The sequence below is a fragment of the Microlunatus sp. GCM10028923 genome (genome assembly GCF_042666975.1).
In the GTDB taxonomy this organism is placed as follows: Bacteria; Actinomycetota; Actinomycetes; order Propionibacteriales; family Propionibacteriaceae; genus Microlunatus.
The window spans coordinates 333,743-356,846 of sequence record NZ_JBHTFF010000002.1 but is presented as its reverse complement, the minus strand read 5'-3'; the positions used below and the strand labels follow the sequence as shown (position 1 = coordinate 356,846).

At 69.9% G+C, this 23,104-nt stretch carries 23 protein-coding genes; 6 read left to right on the top strand and 17 right to left on the bottom strand.

Annotation, left to right across the window (positions count from 1 at the left end):
* Position 1 precedes the first annotated feature (1 nt).
* Entirely contained in the window at positions 2–478 is a 477-nt protein-coding gene (locus tag ACFQU4_RS05835; protein ID WP_377487986.1) for an NUDIX domain-containing protein, read from the bottom strand.
* Between the two features lie 3 nt (positions 479–481).
* Positions 482–1,336: an arylamine N-acetyltransferase gene (locus tag ACFQU4_RS05830; RefSeq protein WP_377487984.1), complete on the bottom strand. Its 855-nt coding sequence runs from the start codon at positions 1,334–1,336 to the stop codon at positions 482–484.
* A gap of 19 nt (positions 1,337–1,355) precedes the next feature.
* Here ACFQU4_RS05830 and ACFQU4_RS05825 point away from each other — a divergent pair, with 19 nt between their 5' ends.
* The gene (locus ACFQU4_RS05825; RefSeq protein ID WP_377488784.1) at positions 1,356–1,979 is read left to right on the top strand and encodes a histidine phosphatase family protein; all 624 of its coding nucleotides are present in this window, start codon (positions 1,356–1,358) and stop codon (positions 1,977–1,979) included.
* On the opposite strand, the gene ACFQU4_RS05820 is transcribed toward ACFQU4_RS05825, so the two are convergent.
* The gene (locus ACFQU4_RS05820; RefSeq protein WP_377487982.1) at positions 1,976–3,190 is read right to left on the bottom strand and encodes a cytochrome P450; all 1,215 of its coding nucleotides are present in this window, start codon (positions 3,188–3,190) and stop codon (positions 1,976–1,978) included. The two genes, ACFQU4_RS05825 and ACFQU4_RS05820, sit on opposite strands and share 4 nt — an antisense overlap.
* A gap of 100 nt (positions 3,191–3,290) precedes the next feature.
* On the opposite strand from ACFQU4_RS05820, the gene ACFQU4_RS05815 reads away from it, so the two are divergent.
* The 3 genes from ACFQU4_RS05815 (at position 3,291) to ACFQU4_RS05805 (ending at position 5,561) form a co-directional block, all read left to right on the top strand.
* Positions 3,291–4,046, top strand: coding sequence for an SDR family oxidoreductase (locus ACFQU4_RS05815; RefSeq protein WP_377487980.1), 756 nt, complete (start codon positions 3,291–3,293; stop codon positions 4,044–4,046).
* Positions 4,047–4,119: 73 nt separating this feature from the next.
* On the top strand, positions 4,120–4,614 hold the full coding sequence (locus ACFQU4_RS05810; RefSeq protein WP_377487978.1) for a carboxymuconolactone decarboxylase family protein: 495 nt from the start codon (positions 4,120–4,122) through the stop codon (positions 4,612–4,614).
* A gap of 20 nt (positions 4,615–4,634) precedes the next feature.
* Positions 4,635–5,561 carry an RNA polymerase sigma-70 factor gene (locus tag ACFQU4_RS05805; RefSeq protein ID WP_377487976.1) on the top strand — a complete coding sequence of 309 codons (927 nt, stop codon included), beginning with the start codon at positions 4,635–4,637 and terminating at the stop codon, positions 5,559–5,561.
* On the opposite strand, the gene ACFQU4_RS05800 is transcribed toward ACFQU4_RS05805, so the two are convergent.
* The 13 genes from ACFQU4_RS05800 to ACFQU4_RS05740 all read right to left on the bottom strand — a co-directional run bounded on the left by ACFQU4_RS05800 (position 5,530) and on the right by ACFQU4_RS05740 (position 21,236).
* Positions 5,530–6,708 carry a DUF2332 domain-containing protein gene (locus ACFQU4_RS05800; protein ID WP_377487974.1) on the bottom strand — a complete coding sequence of 393 codons (1,179 nt, stop codon included), beginning with the start codon at positions 6,706–6,708 and terminating at the stop codon, positions 5,530–5,532. The genes ACFQU4_RS05805 and ACFQU4_RS05800 overlap by 32 nt on opposite strands.
* Positions 6,709–6,767: 59 nt before the next feature.
* A complete protein-coding gene (locus tag ACFQU4_RS05795; RefSeq protein ID WP_377487972.1) occupies positions 6,768–8,639 on the bottom strand; it encodes a trehalase family glycosidase in 1,872 nt (623 codons plus the stop codon).
* A complete protein-coding gene (locus ACFQU4_RS05790; protein ID WP_377487970.1) occupies positions 8,636–9,424 on the bottom strand; it encodes an ATP-binding cassette domain-containing protein in 789 nt (262 codons plus the stop codon). The genes ACFQU4_RS05795 and ACFQU4_RS05790 overlap by 4 nt, the downstream gene beginning before the upstream one ends.
* Entirely contained in the window at positions 9,421–10,422 is a 1,002-nt protein-coding gene (locus ACFQU4_RS05785; protein ID WP_377488781.1) for an ABC transporter ATP-binding protein, read from the bottom strand. The genes ACFQU4_RS05790 and ACFQU4_RS05785 overlap by 4 nt, the downstream gene beginning before the upstream one ends.
* 2 nt (positions 10,423–10,424) lie before the next feature.
* Complete coding sequence (locus tag ACFQU4_RS05780) at positions 10,425–11,951, bottom strand: ABC transporter substrate-binding protein (RefSeq protein WP_377487968.1); 1,527 nt, start codon at positions 11,949–11,951, stop codon at positions 10,425–10,427.
* A 37-nt stretch (positions 11,952–11,988) separates the two neighbouring features.
* A complete protein-coding gene (locus ACFQU4_RS05775) occupies positions 11,989–12,879 on the bottom strand; it encodes an ABC transporter permease (protein WP_377487966.1) in 891 nt (296 codons plus the stop codon).
* Positions 12,876–13,805: an ABC transporter permease gene (locus ACFQU4_RS05770; protein ID WP_377487964.1), complete on the bottom strand. Its 930-nt coding sequence runs from the start codon at positions 13,803–13,805 to the stop codon at positions 12,876–12,878. Before ACFQU4_RS05770 ends, ACFQU4_RS05775 begins: the two co-directional genes overlap by 4 nt.
* Complete coding sequence (locus ACFQU4_RS05765; RefSeq protein WP_377487962.1) at positions 13,802–14,881, bottom strand: LacI family DNA-binding transcriptional regulator; 1,080 nt, start codon at positions 14,879–14,881, stop codon at positions 13,802–13,804. Before ACFQU4_RS05765 ends, ACFQU4_RS05770 begins: the two co-directional genes overlap by 4 nt.
* On the bottom strand, positions 14,878–16,977 hold the full coding sequence (locus ACFQU4_RS05760) for an exo-alpha-sialidase (protein ID WP_377487960.1): 2,100 nt from the start codon (positions 16,975–16,977) through the stop codon (positions 14,878–14,880). The genes ACFQU4_RS05765 and ACFQU4_RS05760 overlap by 4 nt, the downstream gene beginning before the upstream one ends.
* A 26-nt stretch (positions 16,978–17,003) precedes the next feature.
* Positions 17,004–17,942, bottom strand: coding sequence for a dihydrodipicolinate synthase family protein (locus tag ACFQU4_RS05755; protein WP_377487958.1), 939 nt, complete (start codon positions 17,940–17,942; stop codon positions 17,004–17,006).
* Positions 17,942–19,546: an FAD-dependent oxidoreductase gene (locus ACFQU4_RS05750; RefSeq protein WP_377487956.1), complete on the bottom strand. Its 1,605-nt coding sequence runs from the start codon at positions 19,544–19,546 to the stop codon at positions 17,942–17,944. Before ACFQU4_RS05750 ends, ACFQU4_RS05755 begins: the two co-directional genes overlap by 1 nt.
* 818 nt (positions 19,547–20,364) lie before the next feature.
* Positions 20,365–20,655: a hypothetical protein gene (locus tag ACFQU4_RS05745; RefSeq protein ID WP_377487954.1), complete on the bottom strand. Its 291-nt coding sequence runs from the start codon at positions 20,653–20,655 to the stop codon at positions 20,365–20,367.
* Positions 20,652–21,236, bottom strand: coding sequence for a TetR/AcrR family transcriptional regulator (locus ACFQU4_RS05740; protein ID WP_377487952.1), 585 nt, complete (start codon positions 21,234–21,236; stop codon positions 20,652–20,654). The genes ACFQU4_RS05745 and ACFQU4_RS05740 overlap by 4 nt, the downstream gene beginning before the upstream one ends.
* 29 nt (positions 21,237–21,265) lie before the next feature.
* On the opposite strand from ACFQU4_RS05740, the gene ACFQU4_RS05735 reads away from it, so the two are divergent.
* Together ACFQU4_RS05735 and ACFQU4_RS05730 are read left to right on the top strand one after the other, a co-directional pair.
* Positions 21,266–22,069: a class I SAM-dependent methyltransferase gene (locus ACFQU4_RS05735; RefSeq protein WP_377487950.1), complete on the top strand. Its 804-nt coding sequence runs from the start codon at positions 21,266–21,268 to the stop codon at positions 22,067–22,069.
* An 11-nt stretch (positions 22,070–22,080) separates the two neighbouring features.
* On the top strand, positions 22,081–22,707 hold the full coding sequence (locus ACFQU4_RS05730; RefSeq protein WP_377487948.1) for an FMN-binding negative transcriptional regulator: 627 nt from the start codon (positions 22,081–22,083) through the stop codon (positions 22,705–22,707).
* Positions 22,708–22,734: 27 nt separating this feature from the next.
* Here the strand turns inward: ACFQU4_RS05730 and ACFQU4_RS05725 are convergent, their stop codons facing one another.
* Positions 22,735–23,019 carry a hypothetical protein gene (locus ACFQU4_RS05725; RefSeq protein ID WP_377487946.1) on the bottom strand — a complete coding sequence of 95 codons (285 nt, stop codon included), beginning with the start codon at positions 23,017–23,019 and terminating at the stop codon, positions 22,735–22,737.
* Between the last annotated feature and the right edge of the window lie 85 nt (positions 23,020–23,104).

Below are 23,104 nucleotides of genomic sequence, written 5' to 3'. Positions count from 1 at the left end.
TCTATTTGAGGATCACGGTCCGGTCATACGCATCCAGGTCCTGCAGGGTCTCCAGGTAGACGGAATTGATTTCAGGCAGGTTCGAGCGGGCGAAGAAGCGTGCATCGACGGTTTCGTCGGTCTCGCTGAGCAGCGATCCTGACCAGCGGTCGACTCGAAAGGCAACAGTGAACAGCTGGTGCTGCCCGCCGTAGGCGTTGGTGAACCAGAAGCGCTTCTCGGTGTAAAGCGCGAACGGGGTGGCGGCTTCGACGGTCAGGCCGGTCTCCTCGCGGACCTCGCGGACGAGGGCCTCCCAGATCGATTCGCCTAGCTCCAGCCCGCCCGCCGGCATGGCCCAGGCGCCGTTGTCGGATCGGCGGATGAGGAGAAGTCGATCTTGGTCGTCCATGATCACGGCGCGCGGGCCGGGGGTGATCAGTCGGCGATCGCCGACCACCTGACGCAGGGATCCTACGTAGGAGTCCTCGTACGACATGGGCTACCCGCGCAGCTCTCGTACGCGTACGGCCAGCCGCTTGGCCTCGTCCTCCGACAGCTTCGCGCCGGCCCGCTCGAGGAGGTCGGGTAGATCGTCGGGGTCGTAGTCCTGCCGCTTCGGTTCCTCGCCCACGCGCCCGATCGCCGTGTAGTCGAGGGTCACGGTAAGGAGGGTGGGAGTGCCGTCCGGGTCAAGGCCGTGGCGGTTGAGCATCAGGGAGGAGCGGAAGTGGGTGGTGGGGGCGGTGCTGGTCCAGTGGTGGCCCATCTCGACGTCGACTCGGCGGACCGGGAGCTCGTCGGTGGAGTGCATGAACTCCCAGTCGCCGGCCCGTTTGCGCCACAGTTGCCAGGCTCGGCCGCCGAGCTCCTCCGAATCGGAGACCCGGATCTGGTGGGGCCAGAGTCCGCCGTCGATCTCGGCTCCGTCGGCTAGCTCGATCGGGATCAGGGGTGGGATGCCGATGCCGGGGTCGCTGAGGTAGCGCCGGCCGTCGAGGGTGACGATCAGGACCAGGTGGGTGCGCGGCGACGCCGCAGCGTCGCCGACGCGGGCTAGGCGGGGTTCGACGTCGTAGCCGAGTTCGGTCAGGACGGCGTGGAAGAGGGTGCCGTGCTCGAAGCAGTAGCCGCCACGGTGCCTGCGCACGAACTTGTCCTGTACGGCAGCGAGCGAAACTCCGGGGTGCTGCTCCAGCAGGACGTCCAGGTTCTCGAACGGGAAGGTCCGGACGTGTGCGGTCTGGAGGCGGCCCAGGGCCTCCAGGGAGGGCGGTTCGGCGGTGGCGCCCGTCCGGGCCAGGTAGGCGTCGAGATCGAGGTCGGCGGTGTCCCAGGTCATGGAGACATCATCCATGGTGCGAAGCTTGATCATCATGAAGACCGTGTACGTCGTCACGCATCCCGAGGCCACCCATCATGTCGACGGCCTGGTCGGCGGGTGGTACGACTCCGACCTGACCGAGCGCGGCATCGCCCAGGCCGGCAAGATCGCGGAGGCCCTGGCCGCGGAACTGGGCGACGCGACGCCCACCCTCTTCACGTCCGACCTGCTCCGCACGCGGCGTACGGCCGAGATCATCGCCGGCCGGCTCGGGGCGCCGCTGACCGTTGATCCCGATCTACGGGAGCGCTCGTTCGGCGAGGCGGGTGGGAAGCCGCAGGCCTGGCTTCAAGATCATCTCGTGCCGGCGACAGACAACGAGGACTGGACGCGCCACGACGAGGGCATCCCGGGTACGGAGACCAGGATGGCCGTCGTCGAGCGCGTCTATGCCGCCCTGCAACGGATCCGGGACGATCCGGCCGAGCACCAGGTCGTCGTGACGCACGGCGGTACGGCGAGCTACCTGTTCGCGGCCTGGATCGGGATGCCGGTCGAGGCCGCGGCCGGCGCCTACTTCCGGGTCACGTCCGGTGGGATCAGCCTGCTCCGCAAGGATGATCACCATCGTGCGTTCGAGCTCGCCCGGCTCAACCGGACCGATCACCTCGGCTAGGACCAGGTCACCGGGAGGGCGTGGACGCCGTAGAGGTTCATGTCGGACTTGACCTTCACCTCGTCGGCCGGCACGGCCAGCTTCAGGGTCGGGAAGCGGCGCAGCAGGCCGGTGAAGCCGGCGCGCAGCTCGATTCGGGCCAGCTGCTGGCCGAGGCACTGGTGCACGCCGTGGCCGAAGGACAGGTGGCCGCGGGCGTTCCGGCGAAGATCAAGATCGTCGGGATTCTCGTACCGCAAGGGATCCCGGTTGGCCGCCAGCAGCGACACGACGACCGTGGAGCCGGCCGGGATGGTCTCGCCGCCGACCTCGAGATCCTCGGTGGCGTACCGGTAGAAGATGTCGGCGATCGACAGATACCGCATCAGCTCCTCGACCGCACCCGGCATCAGCTCCGGATCGGAACGCAGCGCCTCCAGTTGATCAGGATGCTCCAGCAGCGCGAAGGTACCCAGGGCCAGCAGGTTGGCGGTGGTCTCGTGGCCGGCCAAGATCAACAGGAAGGCCATCCCGACCAGTTCCTCGATGCTCAGATCCTCCTGCACGGCAAGATCGGAGAGGATGTCCTCGCCCGGTTCGGCACGCTTAGCGATCACCAGCTGGGCCAGGAACGATGACATCGCGCCGAACGCGGCCATCTTGTCCTCGAGGTTGATGTCCCGCTCGAGGAACCTGGCCGAGTTCACCTGGAACGTCGCGCGATCTTCGTACGGGACGCCGAGCAGTTCGCAGATCACCAGCGACGGGACCGGCAGCGCGAACTCCTTCACCAGGTCGACCGGCGGGGTGAGCGTGGCGAGATGATCAAGCTGCCGTTCGGCGATCTCGGCGATGTGGTCCTCGAGCTGCTTCATCCGGCGCACCGTGAACGCGCCGGTCAGCTTGCGGCGCAGCCGGGTGTGGTCCGGCGGATCCATCGCGATGAACAGCCCCGGCTGCTGCGGCGACGGCTCGGTCTGGACGGGCATGCCGGGCGTCTCGAACGGGACGTGGACGATGCCGAGGTCCTGCCGCGAGCTGAACCGGGTGTCGGCCATCACCTGCCGGACCGCCTCGTAACCGGTGATCAGCCAGCCGTCGTGGCCGTCCGGAAAGCGCATCGGACAGACCGGCCGAGCCTCGCGCAGGCGGGTGATCTCGCGCGGCGGGTCGAACGGACCGGCGTCGCGTTCCGTGGGGAGGACTTGCGGGACGGGTACGGACTCAGTCACCGGATTTCCTTTCGTAGCTGTCTGCTGCGACCAGCCTGTCCGCCGGACCTGACACGGGGCTGACACGGCTCAGTCACCGGCCCTGTGCGAGGGTACGAACGTGGATGATCATGCCGGAAAGGTCGCGCTCGTCACCGGATCCTCCCGGGGAGTCGGCGCCGAAACCGTTCGAGGTCTGGTACGTCAGCGGGTCGCGGCCGTCGTCAACTATCGCGACAAGGCCAACCGGGCCAACGCGCTGGCCGAGGAGCTCCGCGCCGAGGGCGGCACCGTGCTGACCGTCCAGGCCGATGTCACCGAGCCCGCGTCCCTCGCACGGCTGCACGACGAGATCGCCCAGGAGTTCGGCGGCCTCGACTTCCTGATCTTGAACGCCTCCGGCGGAATGGAACGCGACGCCGACGAGACGTACGCCATGCGCCTGAACCGCGACGCCCAGGTCGCCCTGGTCGACACGATGCTGCCGCTGCTGCGGCCGGGCGGGCGGATCGTGTTCGTGACCAGCCACCAGGCCCACTTCTACGGTCAACGTGCCGTTCCGGACGCGTACCGGCCGGTGGCGGAGAGCAAGCAGGCCGGCGAACGTGCCCTGCGGGAGCGGATCCCGGCCCTGGAGGCGGCGGGCGTCAGCCTCACGGTCGTGTCCGGCGACCTGATCGCCGACACGATCACCGTGAAGATGCTGGAACGCGCCCAGCCGGGCACCGTCGCTGCCCGCGAAGCCGGCGCCGGCCGAGTGCTGACCGTTCCGGAGTTCGCCGATGCCGTCGTCGCGGCCGCCCTCGATCCGGCGGCGCCGAGCGGGGAAACGATCTTCGTCGGCGGCGCCGACTATCTTCGCCAAGCCGACGGGTGATCCGATGTCACAGGCGGGCGGGCCGTTTCGTCTTCGGGGTGGTCACGCATCCGATTTCGACGGAGGAGTCACTATGAACGCTCGACTGCAGCTCATCGGCAACCCGGCCGCCATGCCGGTCATGAAGGCCATGATGGGCGCCCACAAGGCCCTGGCCGGCTCGTCGCTGCCGGCGAGCCTGCAGGAGTTGGTCTCGCTGCGGGCCAGCCAGCTCAACGGCTGCGGGCCCTGCATCGACATGCACACGAAGGAGGCGGCGGCCGCCGGCGAAACGTCGGAACGGCTCAACCTGGTCGCAGCCTGGCGGGAGGCGACCGTGTTCACGGACGCGGAGCGGGCCGCCCTCGAACTGACTGAGCACGGCACCCGGCTCGCCGACAGCCCGGAAGGGGTACGCGACGATGTCTGGCAACGTGCCACCGAGCATTTCGACGAGGATCAGTTGACCACCCTGGTCATGTTGATCGCCATGATCAACTCGGCCAACCGGATCAACGTGATCACCCGGCAGCAGGCCGGCGGCTACCAGGCCGGTGCTGCGGCGGCACATCTGGCCGCGGCCGGCTGAGTCCGAGCGGAGTGATCGAGATGGGTCGGGCCGAAGAGTTCCAGGAGCTGCGGTCGCTGCTGTTCGCGATCGCGTACCGCATCCTCGGAAGTGTCAGCGAGGCCGAGGACGCGGTGCAGGACACCTGGCTCCGTTACGAAGCGGCGGACGTCACGCCGACGTCGCCGAAGGCCTATCTGTCGACCGTGGTGACCCGGATCTCGATCGACCTGCTCCAGTCTGCGCGGTCCCGGCGGGAGACCTATGTCGGCCAGTGGCTGCCGGAGCCGCTGCTGACCGACCCCTACCAGGATCCGGTGCGATCGGCGGAACTGGCCGACTCCGTGTCGATGGCCGCGCTGCTCCTGCTGGAACGGCTCAGCCCGCTGGAACGGGCCGTGTTCGTGCTGCGCGAGGTGTTCGGGTACGGCTACGAGGAGACCGCCACCGCGGTCGGCCGCTCGGCTGCGGCCTGCCGTCAGCTCGTCGTACGGGCTCGGCGGCACATGGCCGACGGCCGGACCCGGTTCGAGGCCGACAGCCGGGCCCACGACGAGCTGGCGAACCGGTTCTTCGACGCGATCCGGATCGGTGATCTTGAAAGCCTGCGCGAACTGCTGGCCGCCGACGTCCAACTGGTCGGGGACGGCGGCGGCAAGGCCCCTCAGCTGGCCCGGACCGTCCACGGCGCCGACAAGGTGGCGCGGGTGGTGGCGAGGAACTTCCCGCCCCTGTTCGAACTCGACATCACGCTGGACCGGCACGCGATCAACGGACAACCCGGCGCCATTCTGCGGGTACGGGACGGCGGCGTGATCGGGACGATCACCCTCGACGTCCTGGACGGACGGATCCAGGCGATCCAGTCCGTGATCAACCCGGACAAGCTCGGTCACCTCGGCCCGGTCGCCGATCTGTGGGCTATCCGGGACGAGGTCAATCGGCGGGGTCGGTCGCAGCCCTCGTGAGGCTCGATGTCGCCGACAGCGCTTCGACCCAGGCGAAGTCGTCGGCCGTGTCGCGAGCCGGGGCGATCCAGCGCAGATAGGGCTCCGCGACGGCCAGCAGTTGATCATGCCGGGTGCCGGGTGAGCGCAGGCTGAGGCCAACCCCGTACTGGGTGCCGTTGGTCGCCAGCGGCCCGGACAGACCGGCGCAGTCGAGGCCCGAGCGCGCGAGCAGCGCCGGCCCCTCCGCGAAGATCCAGCCGACGCGTCGGCCGGTGGCGGCGGAGTCGAGCTGGTCCAGGAAGGCGACGCGCTGATCTTCGCCCAGATAGCTGAGCAGGGACGCGGTGAAGACGAGGACCGGCTCGTCGCCGGGCCGTTCGGTGATCAGTGCCGCGGTGTCGGTCACGGCGTCGCCACGAACCAGGCGGACGTCGGCCTCCGTGTCACGGAAGGCACTCACGGCGTCCTGCAGGGTGGCCAGGTCGTCGATTCGCTCCGGCCAGATGAACGCCTCCAGCCAGTCCCTCGCGTCCGGATCCTCGAGGTCGACCGGTTGTTGATCAAGGCCGACTCGCTGCCGAACGTCGAGGGAGTCGTCCGCCCAGAGTGCGCCGGAACCGGGACCGCGGTGCGCCGTGGAGATGATCACGGACGAGTCGTCGGCGCCGGGCAGCGGAGTGCCGTCCAGGTGATAGGCGTACCGGTCGAAGATCAGATTGAGTCCCGCGCTCGCTCCGACCTCGACCAGGTGGCCCGGGCCCGGCCAATGCCGACCGACCTGGTGCAGGCCGAGCCGCAGCGCGAAGCACCGCCGGATCTCGTTGGTCTGGGTCGACCGGGTCGCCAGCACCTCCCGCAGGGCGGGTTCGTGGTCGCGGCAGAAGCCGGCGAAGGTCCGGAACAGCCTCGCGTCGACCGCTCGGGTGCCACCGTGGATCGGATAGTACGCGCGCAACTCGGCGGCCGGGTCCGCGCTCAGGAGCAGGTTCACCGCGGCGAAGAGCAGGCTCGGCCGGCGCTGGTCCGGCGGCGCCGTCGACGTCAGGTCCAGGAGTTGATCATCGTCAGCGATCGACTCGCTGAGCGCCGCGTACACCTCCGACCGGCCGCGGCACTGGGTCTCACCGAAGATCCGGAACAGCCTGCTCAGTCGCTCGGTCGACATCGGCACTGCTCCAGCCTAGGCCCTTCGACAGGCTCAGGGAACGTTCGGCTTCGACTGGCTCAGGGCGCTGCCGGCGTCGGGTCGAACTGGCCGCCGGCCAGCTTGATCACGCCGGATTCGATCAGGATCGGGAGGCTGAGCAGGGCGCCCCAGGAGTGGAAGGGTTCGCTGTTCGGGCGGTCGCAGCCGTGGCCGTGTTCGCTGGAGTAGTTCTCGTGGATGTGGCGGCTCTCCCGCCATTCGACCATGGCCAGTGCGCCGGAGCGTTCGGCGAGCCAGCCGGCTTCCTCGGTCAGGCCGGCCCGGCGGAGGCCGAGGTAGGTGAGGAAGTTGATCGGGGGCCAGGCTCGGCCGATCCAGTACGAGTGCTCCCGGTCGGAGATCAACAACTCGGACCGGGGCGAGGACGGGAGGACCCACTCGCCGCCGAAGCCGTCCTCGGTACGAAGGTAGGCGTCGGTCATGATCTTGGCCCGGCCGTCCGTGCCGCAACCGGCGAACAGCGGGAAGAAGCTGGCCGGCGACAGGAACTCCGTCGGCTGGCCGGACTCGGTGAAGTGCCCGCGGTACGTGCTCGACGGCTCGTCCCAGAGCAGTTCCTCGATCAGACCGCGCACCGTGGCACCACGCGAGGCCAGCTCTGCTGCCTCCTCGGTCCGGCCCAGCTCGGAGGCGATCTTGCTCAGCGCCTCGCAGTCCATCGCGTACTGGGCGTTCAGGCCGACGTCGTGGACGCCGAGCAGGCCGGTCTCCGCGTCGAACGGGATGTCACGGAAGGCCGGATGATCATCGGCGCCGGTCTCGCAGGTGGCGCCGAAGTGTTTGCCGATCCGCGGGATGTCCTGGGGTGACGGGAATTCCGGCTCGAAGACCGTGGTGCCGGGGCTGATCATGGTGCCGTTGTGCCGGACCCGCCACCACCAGCGGTTCCAGCCGAGCAGGATCGGGTAGACCTCGTCCAGCAACCAGCGTTCGCCGTGCCGGCGGTACAGCTCCCAGCAGACCATCGAGCCGACCGGCGGCTGCGAGCCGTCGTACGTCTTCCGGCCGGTCCCCTGCGCCACGTTCGGCACGAAGCCGTCCGGCACCACTTCGCGGCACATCTCGACGACGTTGGCGTACGCGACGTCGGTGCTGGTCAGGTCGGCGAGCAGGGCGTTGAAGAAGTTGTCCCAGCAGAACAAGGCGAAACCGCCGCGCTTGCCGACGTTCCAGAGTCGGCTCACCGTCGTCACGACCCGGTCCTTCGACGGCTCGTAGACGTTGTTCCAGGAGATCGCGTCGCGGACCAGGTCGCGGTGCTCGGCAAGCTCATCACCGGCCGCGGGCGCCGGGCAGTGCCGCTGCTCAGCCTCGGCCAGGATGCGGTCGATTTCCTCCAGGCTCCGCCGCGGCCCGGTGCCGATCCCGATCGGCCCGGTCAGTTCCACGGCCAGGTACGGCCCCAGCTGATCGGCGTACGGATCCTCGATGACCGGGCCGGTCGACCAGACGGTGGCATGATCACCGACCAGGGTCTCGTCCCCGCGTCGCACGGTCCCTCGCTTGTTCCACAGGTACGCGGCACCGATGATCAACAACGCCGGGCGACGCTGATTCGTCAACGGGTCGACCTTGATCACCAGCTCGTCGGTGCCGGGCACCTGCGCCGTCGTCACCTCGATGGTGATCTCGGCCCAGCGCACCGTGACCCGGGTGTACTCCCCCAGCGGCGCGTGCGGGCCGAGCGTTACGTCCTCGTCGTCCCAGCCGCCTTCGACGGTGCCGCGGCGGCCGATCTGGGCGGTGGTCAGGGTGGTGCCGCGGTAGAGCTCGTGCAGCCCGAGCGAGATGCCGAAGCCGTACGGGAGCAGGACCTGGCGCAGCACGCTGCGGGTGTCCCAGGTGTTCCAGCCGGCGCGCAGTCGATCTTGAACCGCGGTGTAACTCACGAGACGTCCTTCAAGTCCAGGGCGGCGTCCAGCAACGCCTGCGTGTACGGGTGTTGCGGTGCGTTGAACAGGTCCTCGGTCATCCCGGTCTCGACGATCTCGCCGGACTTCATCACCAGCACCCGGTCGGCGATCTGGCGTACCACGGCAAGATCATGACTGATGAAGATCATCGCCAGCTCGCGCTGCGCACGCAGGTCGGCGAGCAGCCGGAGCACTTGGGTCTGCACGGAGACGTCCAGGGCCGACACGGCCTCGTCGCAGACCAGCAGTCGTGGCTGCAGGGCCAGGGCGCGGGCGATGCTGACCCGCTGGCACTGGCCACCGGACAGCTGCCCGGGATAACGGTCCACCAGGTCCGCGGACAGCCCGACCGCGCCCAGCGCCGCGGCAATCGCCTCCCGGCGATCACCGGCCGGGGCCACCGCCGGGTGGGTCTGCCAAGCCTCGTTGATCAGGTCCGCCACCCGCATCCGCGGGTTCAGCGACGACGCCGGGTCCTGGAACACCATCTGGATCGCGCGGCGGTCCGCCGCCCGGCGACGGCGCAGCAGCGGCCGGCCGTCGAAGATCAACTCGCCGGCATCCGGGCGCTGCAGCCCGACCACGCTGCGAGCCACGGTGGACTTCCCGGAGCCCGACTCCCCCACGATCGCGACCGTCTCCTCCGGCCCGACGGTGACGTCGGCACCGGCCACGGCGACGGAGCGGTCCCGTCCGAATCCCTGTCCAGGAACGGGAAACGTGACCCGGAGACCCCGGACTTCGAGCAACGGCATGGTCATCGTGACACCTCCTCGGCGACGTGGCAGGCGGCCATCCGGTCGGTGCCGACCATCCGCAGCACCGGCCGTTCGGTGACGCAGCGATCATGGGCCAGCGCGCACCGGGTCCGGAACGGGCAGCCGGTCGGCCGGTCCGCCGGCGTCGCCGGAGCGCCGGGCAGCGGATCGGCGATCGCGGTCCGGGTCCGGACCGCCGGGACGCTGGCCACCAGCGCCCTCGTGTACGGATGCGCGGGCCGACGCAACACCTCGACGGTCGGCCCCTGCTCCATGATCGAACCGGCGTACATCACCGACACCCGGTCGGCCACATGCGAGATCACCCGCAGGTCGTGACTGACGAACAGCATCGCCGAGCCCTGGTCGGCCCGGACCTGGCGCAACATCTCCAGCACCCGCGCCTGCACGGTCACGTCCAGCGCGGTGGTCGGCTCGTCGGCCAGCACCAGCGACGGCCCGGTGATCATGGCCATCGCGATCATGGCGCGCTGACGCATGCCGCCGGAGAATTCGTGCGGATAGTTGCCGATCCGCCGCTGCGGTTCGGGAATCCCGACCCGGTCCAGCATCTCGATCACCCGGCGCTGGACCTCGGCGGCCGGCACCCCGCGCCGGCGCAGCACCTCGCCGACCTGGCGGCCGATCTTCATGGTCGGGTTCAGGCTGGACATCGGGTCCTGGAAGATCATCGAGATCTCGGTGCCGCGCAGCCGGCGCCGCTGGGCCGCGGACGCGGTCAGCAGCTCCTGGCCGCGCCACACGACCGAACCGGACACGTCCATCGCCGTCGGCAGCAGCCCGATGATCGCCCGCGACGTCAGCGACTTGCCGCTGCCGGTCTCGCCGATCAGGCCGAGGGTCTCGCCGGCGTCGATGGTCAGCCCGACGCCGTCCAGCAGGGTCAGCCCACCGACGCTCACGGTCAGGCCGTCGACCGTGAGCAGCCGCTGACCCGGCTCGGTCACGGTCGGCTCGGCCCTGGTGTCGGAGGCGGACATGATCACGACCCGGCGACCTTCGCGGCGCGGAAGTCGGGCAGGCCCTGCGGGTCGAGGGTGAAGCCGCTCACCTTGTCGTTCCAGGCGTAGGAGGTCTTGACGAACATCGGGAACATGCCGACGGCGTCCTCCCAGATGATCTTGCCGGCCTGCGCGTAGAGCTCCTCGCGCTTCGCCTGGTCCGGGTTCGAGCCGGCCTCGGCGAGCAGCTTGTCCAACTCCGGATTGCAGTACCCGTTGCGCTTCGCGGCGCAGGTGTAGAGCCGGCCGAGGTTGGTCGACGCGTCGAAGCCGGCGGTGCCGACCTGCTGGAAGTTGATGTCCCAGCGCATCGCCAGCAGGTCCTCGATGAAGACCGCCTGCTCCTTCTCCTTGGCATCGACCTTGACACCGATCTTGGCCAGATCGGAGACGATCGCCGAGACGAACGGCTTGAATTGCGACTGGTACTGCAGCTCGTAGGTCTTGTCGAAGTCGAAGCCGGCCTTGGTCAGCGCCTGCTTGGCCGCCTCCGGGTCGTACGTGACCGGAGTCTGCGCCGCGTAGCCGAGCACGGTCGGTGCGATCGCCGAGTCGGCCGGCGTCCCGGTCTCCGGGTAGATCTGCTTGATGATCGTCGCGAAGTCGACCGCCTGCCAGAGCGCTCGCCGTACCTCCGGCTTGTCCTTGAAGAACGGCTTTTCGCTGTTGAACCAGATCAGCACGGAGCCGGCGCTCTGCACGGACTCGGTCTTGATCGTTCCGGCGCCGCGCAACTCGGCGAGTTGATCATCGGGGACGCCCCAGACCACGTCCACCTCACCGGTCTGCAGCGCGGTGAGCCGGGTCGAGATCTCCGGGATCGTCCGCAGCGTCAGCTTGGTCAGGGTCGGCGCCCCGCCGAAGTACTTGGCGTTGGGCACCAGCACGACGTCCTGCCCGGCGGCGAACGACTCCACCTGGTAGGGCCCCGAGCCGACCGGCTTCTCACCGACGGCGCCGGCCTTGGCCGGGGTCTCGGACGGCAGCACGTAGAACGTGGTCAGCTTCGACGGCAGTGCGGCGTCCGGCTTCTCCGCCTTGAAGATCACCGTAGTCGGGTCGGGCGCGTCCACGGTCACGCCGGGGAAGTTGGCCGCGGGCGGCGAATCCAGCTCGAGGAAGCGCTTGAACGAGGCGGCCACGTCGGCCGAGTCGAGCGCGCTGCCGTCGGTGAACGTGGCGCCCTCGCGCAGCGTGAAGGTCCAGCTGTCACCGGTGTCGCCGGCCTTCCACTCGGTGGCCAGGTCGCCGACGATCTTGCCGGTCTCGTCGGTGGCGGTGAGCCGGGAGTAGATCTCCTTGGCCACCAGGTCCATGCCGGCGGAACCGCCGCTGGCCGAGTGCGGGTCGAGGTTCTCGACCGGATACTGACCGCTGGCGACGACCTCCTGGGCCGCGGCGCCGCCGCCGTCGCCCCCGGTCCCGCCGGTGGTCGTCGTACAGGCGGAGAGAGGAAGCAGCAGTGCGGCTGCCGCGACCAGGCCTTGAACCAGTCTGACGCGGGTCATGATCATGTACCTCCGTTGGTTACGTGGGAGAGCAAGGTCATCGGCTGCGGGCCCGGCCGAAGCGGGCGGTGAGTTGATCACCGAGGATGCCGACGCTGACCACCAGGACGGACAGCGCCAGGCCGGGCCAGGCGGAGATCCACCAGGCCGTGGCGAGATAGGCCCGACCGGCGGCGACGGTCTGGCCCCAGGAGACGATCGAGGAAGGCAGGCCGATGCCGAGGAAGCTCAACCCGGCCTCGGCCAGCACCACCAGGGCGAACTCGAGGGTGGCCATCGCCACCAGCGGGCCCGCCGTGAACGGCAGCACGTGCCTGATCAACAGCAGCGGACCGGGCACGCCCATCAGCCGGGCCGCATCCACCCAGTACCGCTCGCGCAGGGTGAGTACGACGCCGCGGGTGACCCGGGCGAACGAGATCCAGTTGGTCACCGACAGCGCGATGATCACCAGCAACAGGCTGCGGGCGAAGATGCCGGCGATGACGATGGCCAGCACCAGACCCGGGAACGCCTGCAGGATGTCGATGCAGCGGGCCAGCACCGCGTCCACCCAGCCGCCCCGGAAGCCCGCCACCGCACCGATCAGGACGCCGACGCCGAGGCTGATCAGGACGACGCTGACGCCGATGATCACCGAGGTTCGGGCCCCGTGGATGATCTGGCCGAACAGATCCCGGCCGAGCGCGTCGGTGCCGAGCAGGGCCGTGCCGCCGGTCGAGGTCACCGCTCCCGGTGGCTTGAGCCGGTCGGTGAGCGGCGTGGTGATCGGGTCGTACGGAACCAGGGCCGGCCCGATCACGGCGGCCAGCAGGTAGAGGCCGATGATCACCAGCGGGCCGATCATGCCCGGCGACCGCAGCCGTACCCGCCGCTTGGCGGCAGGCTGGGCCGAGGCGACGTCGTCGGCAGCAAGGGTCGCCGTCATGCCGTCCTCCCGGTACGGATCCGCGGGTCGAGGACCCGGTAGACGAGGTCGGTGGCCAGGTTGAGCAGGACGATCACGCCGGCCACGATCAAGGTCGCCGCCTGCACCACCGTGTAGTCGCGGTTGCCGACGGCCTCGACCATCAGCGTGCCGAGCCCCGGCCAGGCGAACACGTTCTCCACCACGACCGCGCCGCCGAGCAGCGCGCCGATGTGCAGGCCGATCACGGTGATCACCGGGATCAGTGAGTTCTTCAGCGCGTGCCCGAGCACGGCCTGCCGGAGCGTCAGGCCCTTCGCGTAGGCGGTGTCCAGGTAGGCCTCACCCATGTTCTCGACCAGACTGCTCCGGGTCACCCGGGCGACGATCGCCACGAACGGGAACGCCAGGGTCACCGCCGGAAGCACCATGTGCAAGGGCGTTCCGGTGCCTGCACTCGGGGTCAGCCGCAGCCACAGCGCGAAGATCAAGATCAGCATGATGCCGATCCAGAAGGTCGGGAACGACTGCAGCATGGTGGTCAGCCCGGAGACGATCCGGTCCGCCCAGGTGTTCGGCCGCATCCCGGCCAGGATGCCGAGGGTGAGCCCGACGGCCACCGCGAGCGCCGTCGAGGTCAGGGTCAGTTCGACCGTGGCCGGCAGCCGGTCGAAGACGGCCTCGATCGCCGGCATCCGGAGCCGGTACGAGTCGCCGAAGTCGAGCCGGACCGTGTCCAGCAGGTAGTTCCCGTACTGCACGAAGATCGGCTGATCGAGCCCCAGCTCCGCGCGCAGCCTGCTGATCTGGTCGGGCTCGGCGTCCGGGCCGAGCAGCACGGCGGCCGGGTCGCCGGGCGCGACCCGGATGATCACGAAGATCAGGGTCGCGGCGCCCCACATCACCAGCAGCCCGATCGCGAGCCGCCGGATGATCATGCCGATCATGGCGATCCTCCCGGTTCTCCGCAGGAGTTGCCGATCACCAGCGTGCAGTCCACGATCGTCTGCTGCGGCTCGGCGGCGTCCAGCATCCCGATCAGCGCCTGCACCGCCCGGCGGGCGATCTCCTCACGGGGCAAGGCGAACCGGGTCCAGTCCAGGTGACTCGGTTCCCAGGACGGCGGATCGCCGAGCAGCGCGATCGACACGTCGCCGGGGATGCTCAGGTTCGATCGTTCGGCCAGCGCGTCCAGCGTCGAGACCAGCGTGTGATCTTCGCTCGGTTCGATCAGCAGCGCGGTGGCGCCGTCGGCGAGCCAGCCGCGGACCCGTTCCTCGGTCAGCTCGGCGGTCGACGACAGCTCGTCGACGATCACGGCCTCCGGTGCGAGGTCGTACCGCTTCCGGGCACTGGCCAGGCCGGCCAGGCGGTCCAGGGTCGGTGCCGTGTCCTCCGGCTGCCGCAGGTAGATCATCCGGCGGTGGCCGAGGCCGACCAGGTGACCGATCAGTTCCTCGGTCGCGGCGATGTAGTCGGGCGCCACGTACGGGATCGCCGCGCCGGGCGCCTCGCGGCGGCCGATGAAGACGAACGGGAAGTGTTCGGCGGTGAGCTGCTCCAGGTCGGCGGTCCGGACGTGCCGGCCGATCATGACGCAGCCGTCGGCCATCCGCAGTCGCTGCAGCCGGTCATCGGCCAGCGGCCGTCGGCCGCGTCCCGCCGAGGTGAACAGCAGCAGGTCATAGCCCTGCTCTGCGCACTCCTCCTCCACCCCCTGCAGGAACGGGTAGTAGAAGTCGCGGTCGTCGGTCGGGAACACCGACTCGAACGTGTACAGGCCGATCAGGTGGTTCCGGCCGCCACGCAGGCTGCGGGCCGCCGGGTTCACCGTGTAGCGCAGCTCGGCGGCCGCGGCCAGCACCGACTCCCGGGTCGACTCCTTGATCAACTGTGCGGAGGCGCCGCCGTTGATCACCATCGACACGGTCGCTTGGGACACCCCCGCCAGCTTGGCGATGTCGAGCTGGGTCGGCCTGCTGCGCCGGCCCTTCGGGGTCGCCGGCTCGGTCTGCTTGGTCATTCGATCCGCTCCCATCTGATCGCGTCCGCGGCGACGTAGCCGTCCGCGTCGTCGCTCAGACTGATCATGGTGGACAACCCGGCGTCGAGCTCGAACTCACCGAGTGTCTGCCATTCCGTGCCGCGCGGATCCCAGGTCCCGTGCTGTTGTTGATCAATCCGTACGACCTCGTCCGGACGGCCGTCCCGGTGCACGGTGAACGGCGCGTTCGTGGCCCGGTTGGGGAACGGCAGGATCGCCGACTGGATCCGGTAGCGGCCGGCGGCCGGGATCGACGGCTTCCAGCGCACCACGGACGAGCCGGTGCCGGCCGGGTGGTGCCGGTAGTTGCTGCTCCACGCGCCCTGGGTGCCGGCGGAGGAGGTGCCCCAGGTGCCGCTGACCAGCTCCCAACCGAGCTGGACATTGTCGATGATCAACTCGGTCGGCCGGTCCGGCGCCGCCGCCTTGATCAGGGACAGGCTGTCCAGGCCGAGGGCCGTGCCGCCGCCGCGACCGGCCCCGGTCACGGTAACCCGGAGCCGGTTCGCGCCGCGGGCCAACCGCACGGTGCCGAGATAGGCCGGCTCGTAGCCCGGCGCGGACTCGCCGGTGGAGTCGAACGCGGTGGCCACCGGCAGCGGTGCGCCGTTCAGGCTGATCGTGAAGGCGGCACCGTCCAGCGGTCGGAAGTAACGCAGCTGCAGCTGGTAGTCGCCCGGGTCGGCGGCGAACTCGTACTCGACGAACTGGCCGGCCGTCGCGCCGGCCACGTGCACCCGGGCGCCGTGCCGGGCGATCGGGTCGTTGATCTTGGTCGGTCGCAGGTCTCCGGCGACCGGGCGGGTGGCGGCGAAGGCGATCACCCGTTCCCGGTACGGCATCGGGTCGCCGAGCCCGTCCCGGCCGCGGGTCAGCCACTCCAGGTTGAACCGGGCCAGCGCCACCCGCCGCGGGAAGCTCGCGATGTCGCCGTCGCAGCCGTACAGTGCGATGATCGTGCCGTCGGACAGCCGAGCCAGATCACAGTAGTAGGAGCGTTCCGGCGTGATCACCCGGGAGAACCAGAGGCTGTTCGCCTCGTCGTAGCTGACCGACACGGTGAGGTTGCGCCGCACCGGCGCGTCCGGCCGGGCGAAGAGCATCCGGTCCAGCTCGTCGCTCCCGGGCCCGCCGGTGTAGCGGACCAGCGACGCGTCGACTGCGTTGAACACCCCGGTGGCGCCGTCCAGCTTCGGGTCCGACCAGGTCTCGCCGCCGTCCGGACTGATCGCGACGATCCGCGGCCGGTTGCCGCCGGAGCTGGCCCGCGCGTTGACCAGCACCGTGCCGTCGGCGCGCTGCACCAGCCGGGCCTCGTTCAGCGGATAGTCCAGCGACACCGGGATCTCGGCGCCGGCCACCCAGGTCGCTCCATGATCATCGCTGTAGATCGCGGAGACGCCGTAGTAGCGCTCGTTGACCGGCGTACCGAGGATGATCCGCCGGTGCGACACGTTGATCAACAACCGGCCGCCGGCGAGCTGGATGCCGTGGCCGGGTCCGGGGCCGTGCAATGCCCACTGGTAAGGGAAATGCTCGAACATGCCGGACAGGTCGCGCGGCTCGCTCCAGGTCGCGCCGTCGTCGTCGCTGGAGATCACGTACAGGTCGCCGCGATCACCGGAGCAGGTGGTGTTGCCGTCCAGCCTGATCGAGAGCATGTAGAAGCAGAAGACGGTGCCGGTCTCGGCATCGACGACGAAGGCCGGGTTGCCCCAGGACTGCCCGTCGATGGACGGGACCAGCACCTGGGTCGGCTGCCAACTGTCGCCGCCGTCCAGGCTGCGCCGCAACAGGAGGTCCCGCGGCCCCGCGTCGCACACCTCGTAGCGGCCCTCGGTCGCGGCCAGGATCACATCGCCCGGCAGAACCGCGAGGCCGTGCACGTGGTAGTTCTCCAACGGGTCGAGCTCGGCGTCCCACAGCGTCACTTCGTCGAACGACGGCGGGCGCCGGCCGGCGGCGACCGCGACACCGGGCAGCCCGGCCCCCAGCGCACCCAGGGTCAGGGCACCAACGGTCGAGGCGGTGAAGGTGCGGCGGCTCAACGTCGGGCCTCCTGCGGAAGCGGTCATGCGGGTGTCACTCCTTCGTGTCACGGTCAAGCGGAGAAGTTGATCAAGGCCTCGTCGTGCGGTTGGACGAGATCGAGCAGGCGGCGGCGTTCGTCGTCGTCACAGGCGAGCAGCGGCGGCAGTGAGTCCTCGTACGGCAGCACGCCGCGGGCCGCCAGCAACGCCTTGATCGTCGGCACGCCGCGCCGGATCCGGTGCACGCCGACCAGCTCGGTGATCAGCGCCTGGGCGGCAGCGGCGTCCTCGATCCGCCCTTCCTGGTAGGCGGTCCAGAGCTCCGCGACCGGCCGCGGAGCCAGGTTGGCGATGCCCAGCACGATGCCGTCGGCACCGGACTGCAGCGCGCTCAGCGCTACAGTCTCGCCGCCCTGGGCGACGCCGACGCCGGCCGCATGGGCGGAGTCGATCAAGGTCCGGTGCAGCTCCGGGTCGCCGGAGCTGTCCTTCATCCCGACGATCCCGGGCAGCTCAAGCAACCCCGCCAGGGAGCCCTCGGTGAGCGGCGTCGCGTAGGTCGGGCTGTTGTAGATGATCACCGGCCGGCCGAGCTCGGTGATCGCGGCGAAGTGCTTGATCACTTCGGCGTCCAGATGCCGGAAGTACGTCGGCGGGCTGCAGACCAGGCCGTCCGCGCCGGCGTCGGCGATCGCCTCCGCGCGCAGCAGCACCTCGGCGGTGCCGGGCGCGGTGATGTTGACGAGGATCGTGTGATCGGAGCCGTACGCGTGCCAGGCGGCGACCGCGTCCCGGACGAACGGGCGCAGCCACTCGGTCGGCACCAGCGGGCCCTCGCCGTTGCTGCCGAGCAGCATGATCCGTCGGATGCCGGCGGCGGCGAACGCCCCGTACAACTGCTTCAGGCCGGTCGCGTCGGGCCGCATCACGCCGGCCACCGGGGCCAGCGGCGTGATCACCGGAACGGTCACGCCGGTGACCAGGTCGCTACCCTCCCTCTTCATGATCATCAGTAGCCCTTGATCTCCGGCCAGGCGGTCTCCACCCCGGCCTGGTCCAGCAGCGTGGAGAACTCGGCGAACAGCTCCGGCTTCTCGCCCACCTCGCCCGGTGACCGTCCGGTCGCCAGACAGTGCGCGGCGAGCCGGCCGGCGACCTCGCCGACGTTCCACTCGACGGGGTGCAGCCGGTAGCAGCCGTTGGTGATGTGGGTGGTGCCGAGGTTCTTCGCGGCGGCCAGCACGTTGGTCACCCGAACCGGCAGCAGCGCGCCGAGCGGGATCTGGAACGGACAGCTCGCGACGTCGATGTAGTTGTCGCCACCGGTCGACGGATGCAGGTCGATCCGGTACATCCCGACGCCGACCGAGTCCGGATAGCTGCGAGCACCGGCGTCGCCGCGGACCGCGTACGACAGGTCCTGCTCGACGATCGTCGTCCGCGCGGCGAGCCGGCGCGATTCACGGATGTAGGGCAGCTTCGCGAAGCCGTCCTCGGTGCCGAGCACGTCGCCGCGCAGCCGCAGTCCCGGCCAACCGGTGCCGCCGTCCGGCCGCGGCGCCTCGGTCTGCAGCCAGTAGAGCATCGAGCGGCTGAGTTCGCGGGCGCCGGCCAGGTGGCGCTGCCGTTCCTGCTCGTCCGCGCCGATCAGGCTGCCGTCGAGGTAGTCGATCATCGGCCAGTTGACCAGCGTCACGTCGCTGGCCAGGAAGCCGGGCCGGAACACCCGGCGGGACAGCACCCGCCGGAACGCCCACAGCTCCTTGTCGCCGGGGTCCTTGCTCTGGTCGGCGACCACCGGGCCGGTCTCGGCGTTCGGCAGGAACTGCCGGGTGACGGTCTCGAGCGTGCGCGGGTCCGGCGCGGTCAGGCCGACCTGCGGGCCGGGCCAGCCGTTCGGCACGAAGGAGGCGATCCGGGCGTAGTCGGCCGGCCGGTCGATCGTGTGGTCCTCGCCGTCCCGGTGCTCCAGGGCGAAGATCCAGGACATCGCCTGCTGGTTGTCCGGCTGGGCGACGTCGGGCGCGGAGGGTTCGCCGGTCACATCGCGCGACTCGAACCCGGTCACGTGCTCGACCCCGGCCAACGCCAGCAGGTCACCCAGCTCGGTCGCGTCCAGGAAGTAGGGCGCCGTGACCGTGGTCTCGACCCCCGCCAGGTCGCGCACCGTGACGGCGGTGACCCGGTCCCCGTCGGCCGCCGCGGCGACCGGGCGGTGCTCCCGCAGCACGGTCAGCCGGCCGGCCGCGATCAGCGGTCCGACCAGGGACTCGATCACCAGAGCGGCGACCCGCGGTTCGTGGCAGAGGCGGCTGACCCGGCCGTCACCCGGATTGAGGTACGGATCGGCGGCCGCCTCGGCGGTCAGCGGATACCAGCGGCGGTAGTGATCGCGGATCTCGTTGCGCAGCCGGCGGTAGCTCCGGGTGCAGCCGAACTGCTCGATCCAGGCGTGCTCGTCCGGCGGCACGCCCTGGCTGGTCAGCTGCCCGCCGAGCCAGTCGGACTCCTCGGTCAGCACGACCCGGGCTCCCGACTCGGCGGCGGCGAGCGCCGCGGCGACGCCGCCCAGCCCACCGCCGATCACGGCGATGTCTGCGTCCAGCTCTGCCACGGTCACCTCTTCGTCCGACGTTTGTTGGTACGTATAAAACCTCGGTCTGACCTTCCTGTCAATACGTATCAAGACCCCTAACTTCCGCCGACCGGGCACAAAAGCAGGCGTTCTGGCGGAGTGTCGCTGCTGTTGTGCCCAGTCGGCGATCGGGCTTGGTTGGGTGAACTCGGGGGCCAGCTGGACCGGCTTCACGGCCGGGCCGAGCGACCCTGTGGTGGAGCTTGAATCAGTTGCCGAGTCGGCTAGGCGCGGCACGGGACCGTGCAAGGTTGCGCGCTGAGCTATCCGGTCACAACTGAACAGTCCGCGCCGAAACAAGTCCCGTGCTTCGGACCGGCGCGCAACCGTAGATCTTGCGGTCGACGGCCGGGCGCCGCGATCCTGTCGACGGCCGGGATGCCGCCGTCGCCCTCGGGCAGGTCCGCCTTCAGCTCGGGCGTCCATCGGCGGATCCGCTCGGTCAGCCGGCATCGACTGGACGCTATGGGCAGGTTTCAGCGCCGGGAACTGCCCTTTGCGTCCAATCAGTGTCGCCAGATCACCGACCGAGAGTGAATCCTGCGATTCGCTTGTCCGGTCGCCCCATCGCGTTGTTCCAGGTCGCCCTCAGCACCCGTGGGTCGTCTCAGCCAGCAGGGCGACGCGGTTGACCCGCCGACAGCTCGCCTCGCCCTTGCGGGTCCCCTCAGGTGAGCGGCATCGCACCCCGCCCGCGTCCGCACTCCCCAATCCGCTGACTGGGCACAACAGCAGCGACACGCCGCCAGAACGCCTGCTTTTGTGCCCGGTCAGCGGAGTCTTTCTTGGAGGGGAGGTCAGGTGAGGTGGGAGACGCGGAGGAGCTCGGTACGGGCCACGGAGCGATCACGGTCCTCGGCCAGGGCGGTGCGGTCCGGGTCGGCCAGGTAGGCGTCGAGCGCGGCCTGGTCGGGCAGGTCGATCACCTGCACCTCGTACGGGAGCTGGTCGGTGTGGTCCGCGTTGGCGACCCGGCTGACCAGGGTCGCGCCATGCCGGCCGAGCAGGGCCAGCACTCGGTCCTCGTACTCCCGGAGGGCCTGCTCCTGACCGGGCCGGGGCCAGAGCAGCACGCAGAGGGTGATCATGAACCCGAAGGTAGGGCAGCTACCACGGTCCGGCGCAGCGCGGCGCGTTCGTCGACCGACTCGTCGGGCGCAGTGAAGATCAACTGGGCGGTCCCGATCATGGTCAGAGCGATCAGATCCGGCTCGACGGATGCCGGCAGCCGACCATGATCACGTTCCAAGGTGAGGTAGTCGGTGATCATGGCGACCGACTCGGTGAGCACCGGAATCCCTGCCACACCGGCTTCCCGGAGCTTCGTCCGCATCCCGTCGCGGGTGATCGTCAACGCCACCGCGGCGAGCGCGATCGGGTCGAACACGTCGACCAGCACGTCCAGCAGGTTGTCCGCGATCGAGCCTTCGCCGACCCGGGCCCGCAGCGCTTCGGCTTGATCATCGACCCGCCCGATCCGGCGCAGGACGAGCTCGGCAAGGAAGCCGTCGAAGTCGGTGAAGTGGCGGTGCAGCACCCCCTTGGCGCAGCCGGCCTCGTCGGTGACGGCGCGGCTGGTCAGGGCGTTCGGGCCGTGGTCCCGGAGCACCCGTTCCGCGGCGGCGAACAACTGCTCGCGGACGTCGCGCAGGGCGATGCCGGTGGGCATCCGTCGCCTCCCAGGGTTAGAGTGGGCACGTGCCCACTATCGAATCGACCGGTCCTCAGGAACCCCATCATGCCCGGCAGCTCGCGGAGTCGTTCGGCACCGATCCGGAACGGTACGACCGCGCCCGGCCGCGCTATCCCGACGCGCTGATCACCCGGATCCTCGCCGAGAGCCCGGGCCGGGACGTGCTCGACGTCGGCTGCGGCACCGGCATCGTGGCGCGCCAACTCCGGGCCGCCGGCGCCCGGGTGCTCGGCCTGGAGCCGGATCCGCGGATGGCCGCCTTCGCCCGGCGGGACGGGCTCGACGTCGAGCCGGGAAAGTTGGAGGCATGGGACCCGGCCGACCGGACCTTCGACGCGGTCGTCGCCGGGCAGACCTGGCACTGGGTCGACCCGGTGGCCGGCCCGGCCCGGGCGGCCGAGGCGCTGCGGCCGGGCGGTCTGCTCGCCGTGTTCTGGAACGGGCCCGAGTTCCCGCCCGACCTCGGCGCCGCGATCTCGGCGGCCTACCGGGAGGTGCTGCCCGACCTGCCGTTCCTGCATCAGGCCGGTTCCGGCACCACGGGCTTCGACGGCTTCCTGACCCGCACCGGTGACGGCATCCGGCAGGCCGGCGGGTTCGCCGAGCCGGCCGAGTGGCGGTTCGGCTGGGAGCGTACGTACACCAAGGAGGAGTGGCTGGACGGCGTGCCGACCGCCGCCGGGCACGAGCGCTTCCCGCCGGAAACCTTGCGCGAGTTGACCGAGCGGATCGGAGCCGCCGTCGACGCGGTGGGCGGCCAGTTCACGCTGACGTACACGACGGTCGCGGTGGTCGCACGCCGAGAGTGACAATGGCTCCCATGTACGTCCCGCCGGCCAACCAGGTCACCGACGAAGCCGAACTCCGTGCCATGGTCGAGGCGAACCGCACCGCCTGGCTGATCACCGCCGACGAGAACGGCCGGCCGGCGGCCACGCTGCTGCCGATCATCTGGCGCGACACGACCGTGATCGCCCACCTGGCCATCGCCAACGAGCACTGGAAGCTGATCCGCGAGGACCAGCCGTGCCTGGTGATCAGTGCCGGGCCGGACGCGTACGTTTCGCCGTCCTGGTACGCCAGCAAGGCCGAGCACGGCCGCGTCGTGCCGACCTGGAACTACACCGCCGTCGAGCTCACCGGCACCGTCCGGGTGCACCGCGATACGGACTGGCTGCGGCACGCCGTGACCGAGCTGACCCGGCTGCAGGAGGGCGAGCGGGAGCAGCCCTGGTCCGTGAGCGACGCCCCCGAGGCCTTCGTCACCGGGCAGCTGCGCGGCATCGTCGGGGTTGAGGTGACCGTCACGGGCGTCGCCGGCAAGGCGAAGCTGAGCCAGAACCGCTCGGCCGCCGACCGGGCCGGAGTGATCGACGGCCTGGCCGCCGAGCCGGCGCCCCGATCCGTCGCGGTCGCCGAGGCCATGCAGAGCCGAACTGGTAGCTGACCAGAGACCGTTGTCACTCGCTCGATCTCAACTCCCGGGGTCGCGCTCCCGGTAGAGCAGCGCCGCCGCGCCCAGGATCGACGTCGGAATGGCGACCAGGACCGCGCCGGCGAGCCGGCCCAGCCGACCTTGGGTACACAGGAGACTGTCTTGATGCCCGGGCTCGTAGGCAGTCTCTGCATCCGGAGTGTGCAGCACCGGGAAGCAGGCGGGCCCGCTCGTGGGATGCAGATTGAAACTCCCCAGCAAGATGAAGCCGATCGCGATCAGCCCGACGACCGCAAACAGCCCTGCCACCACTCGAACTCCCATCACGCCCATCCTTCCCGCAACGCCGGTCAGGATGCCCCGGTTCAGCGACGGAGCCGGGCGCCGATTCCGAATGGCGACATCACGG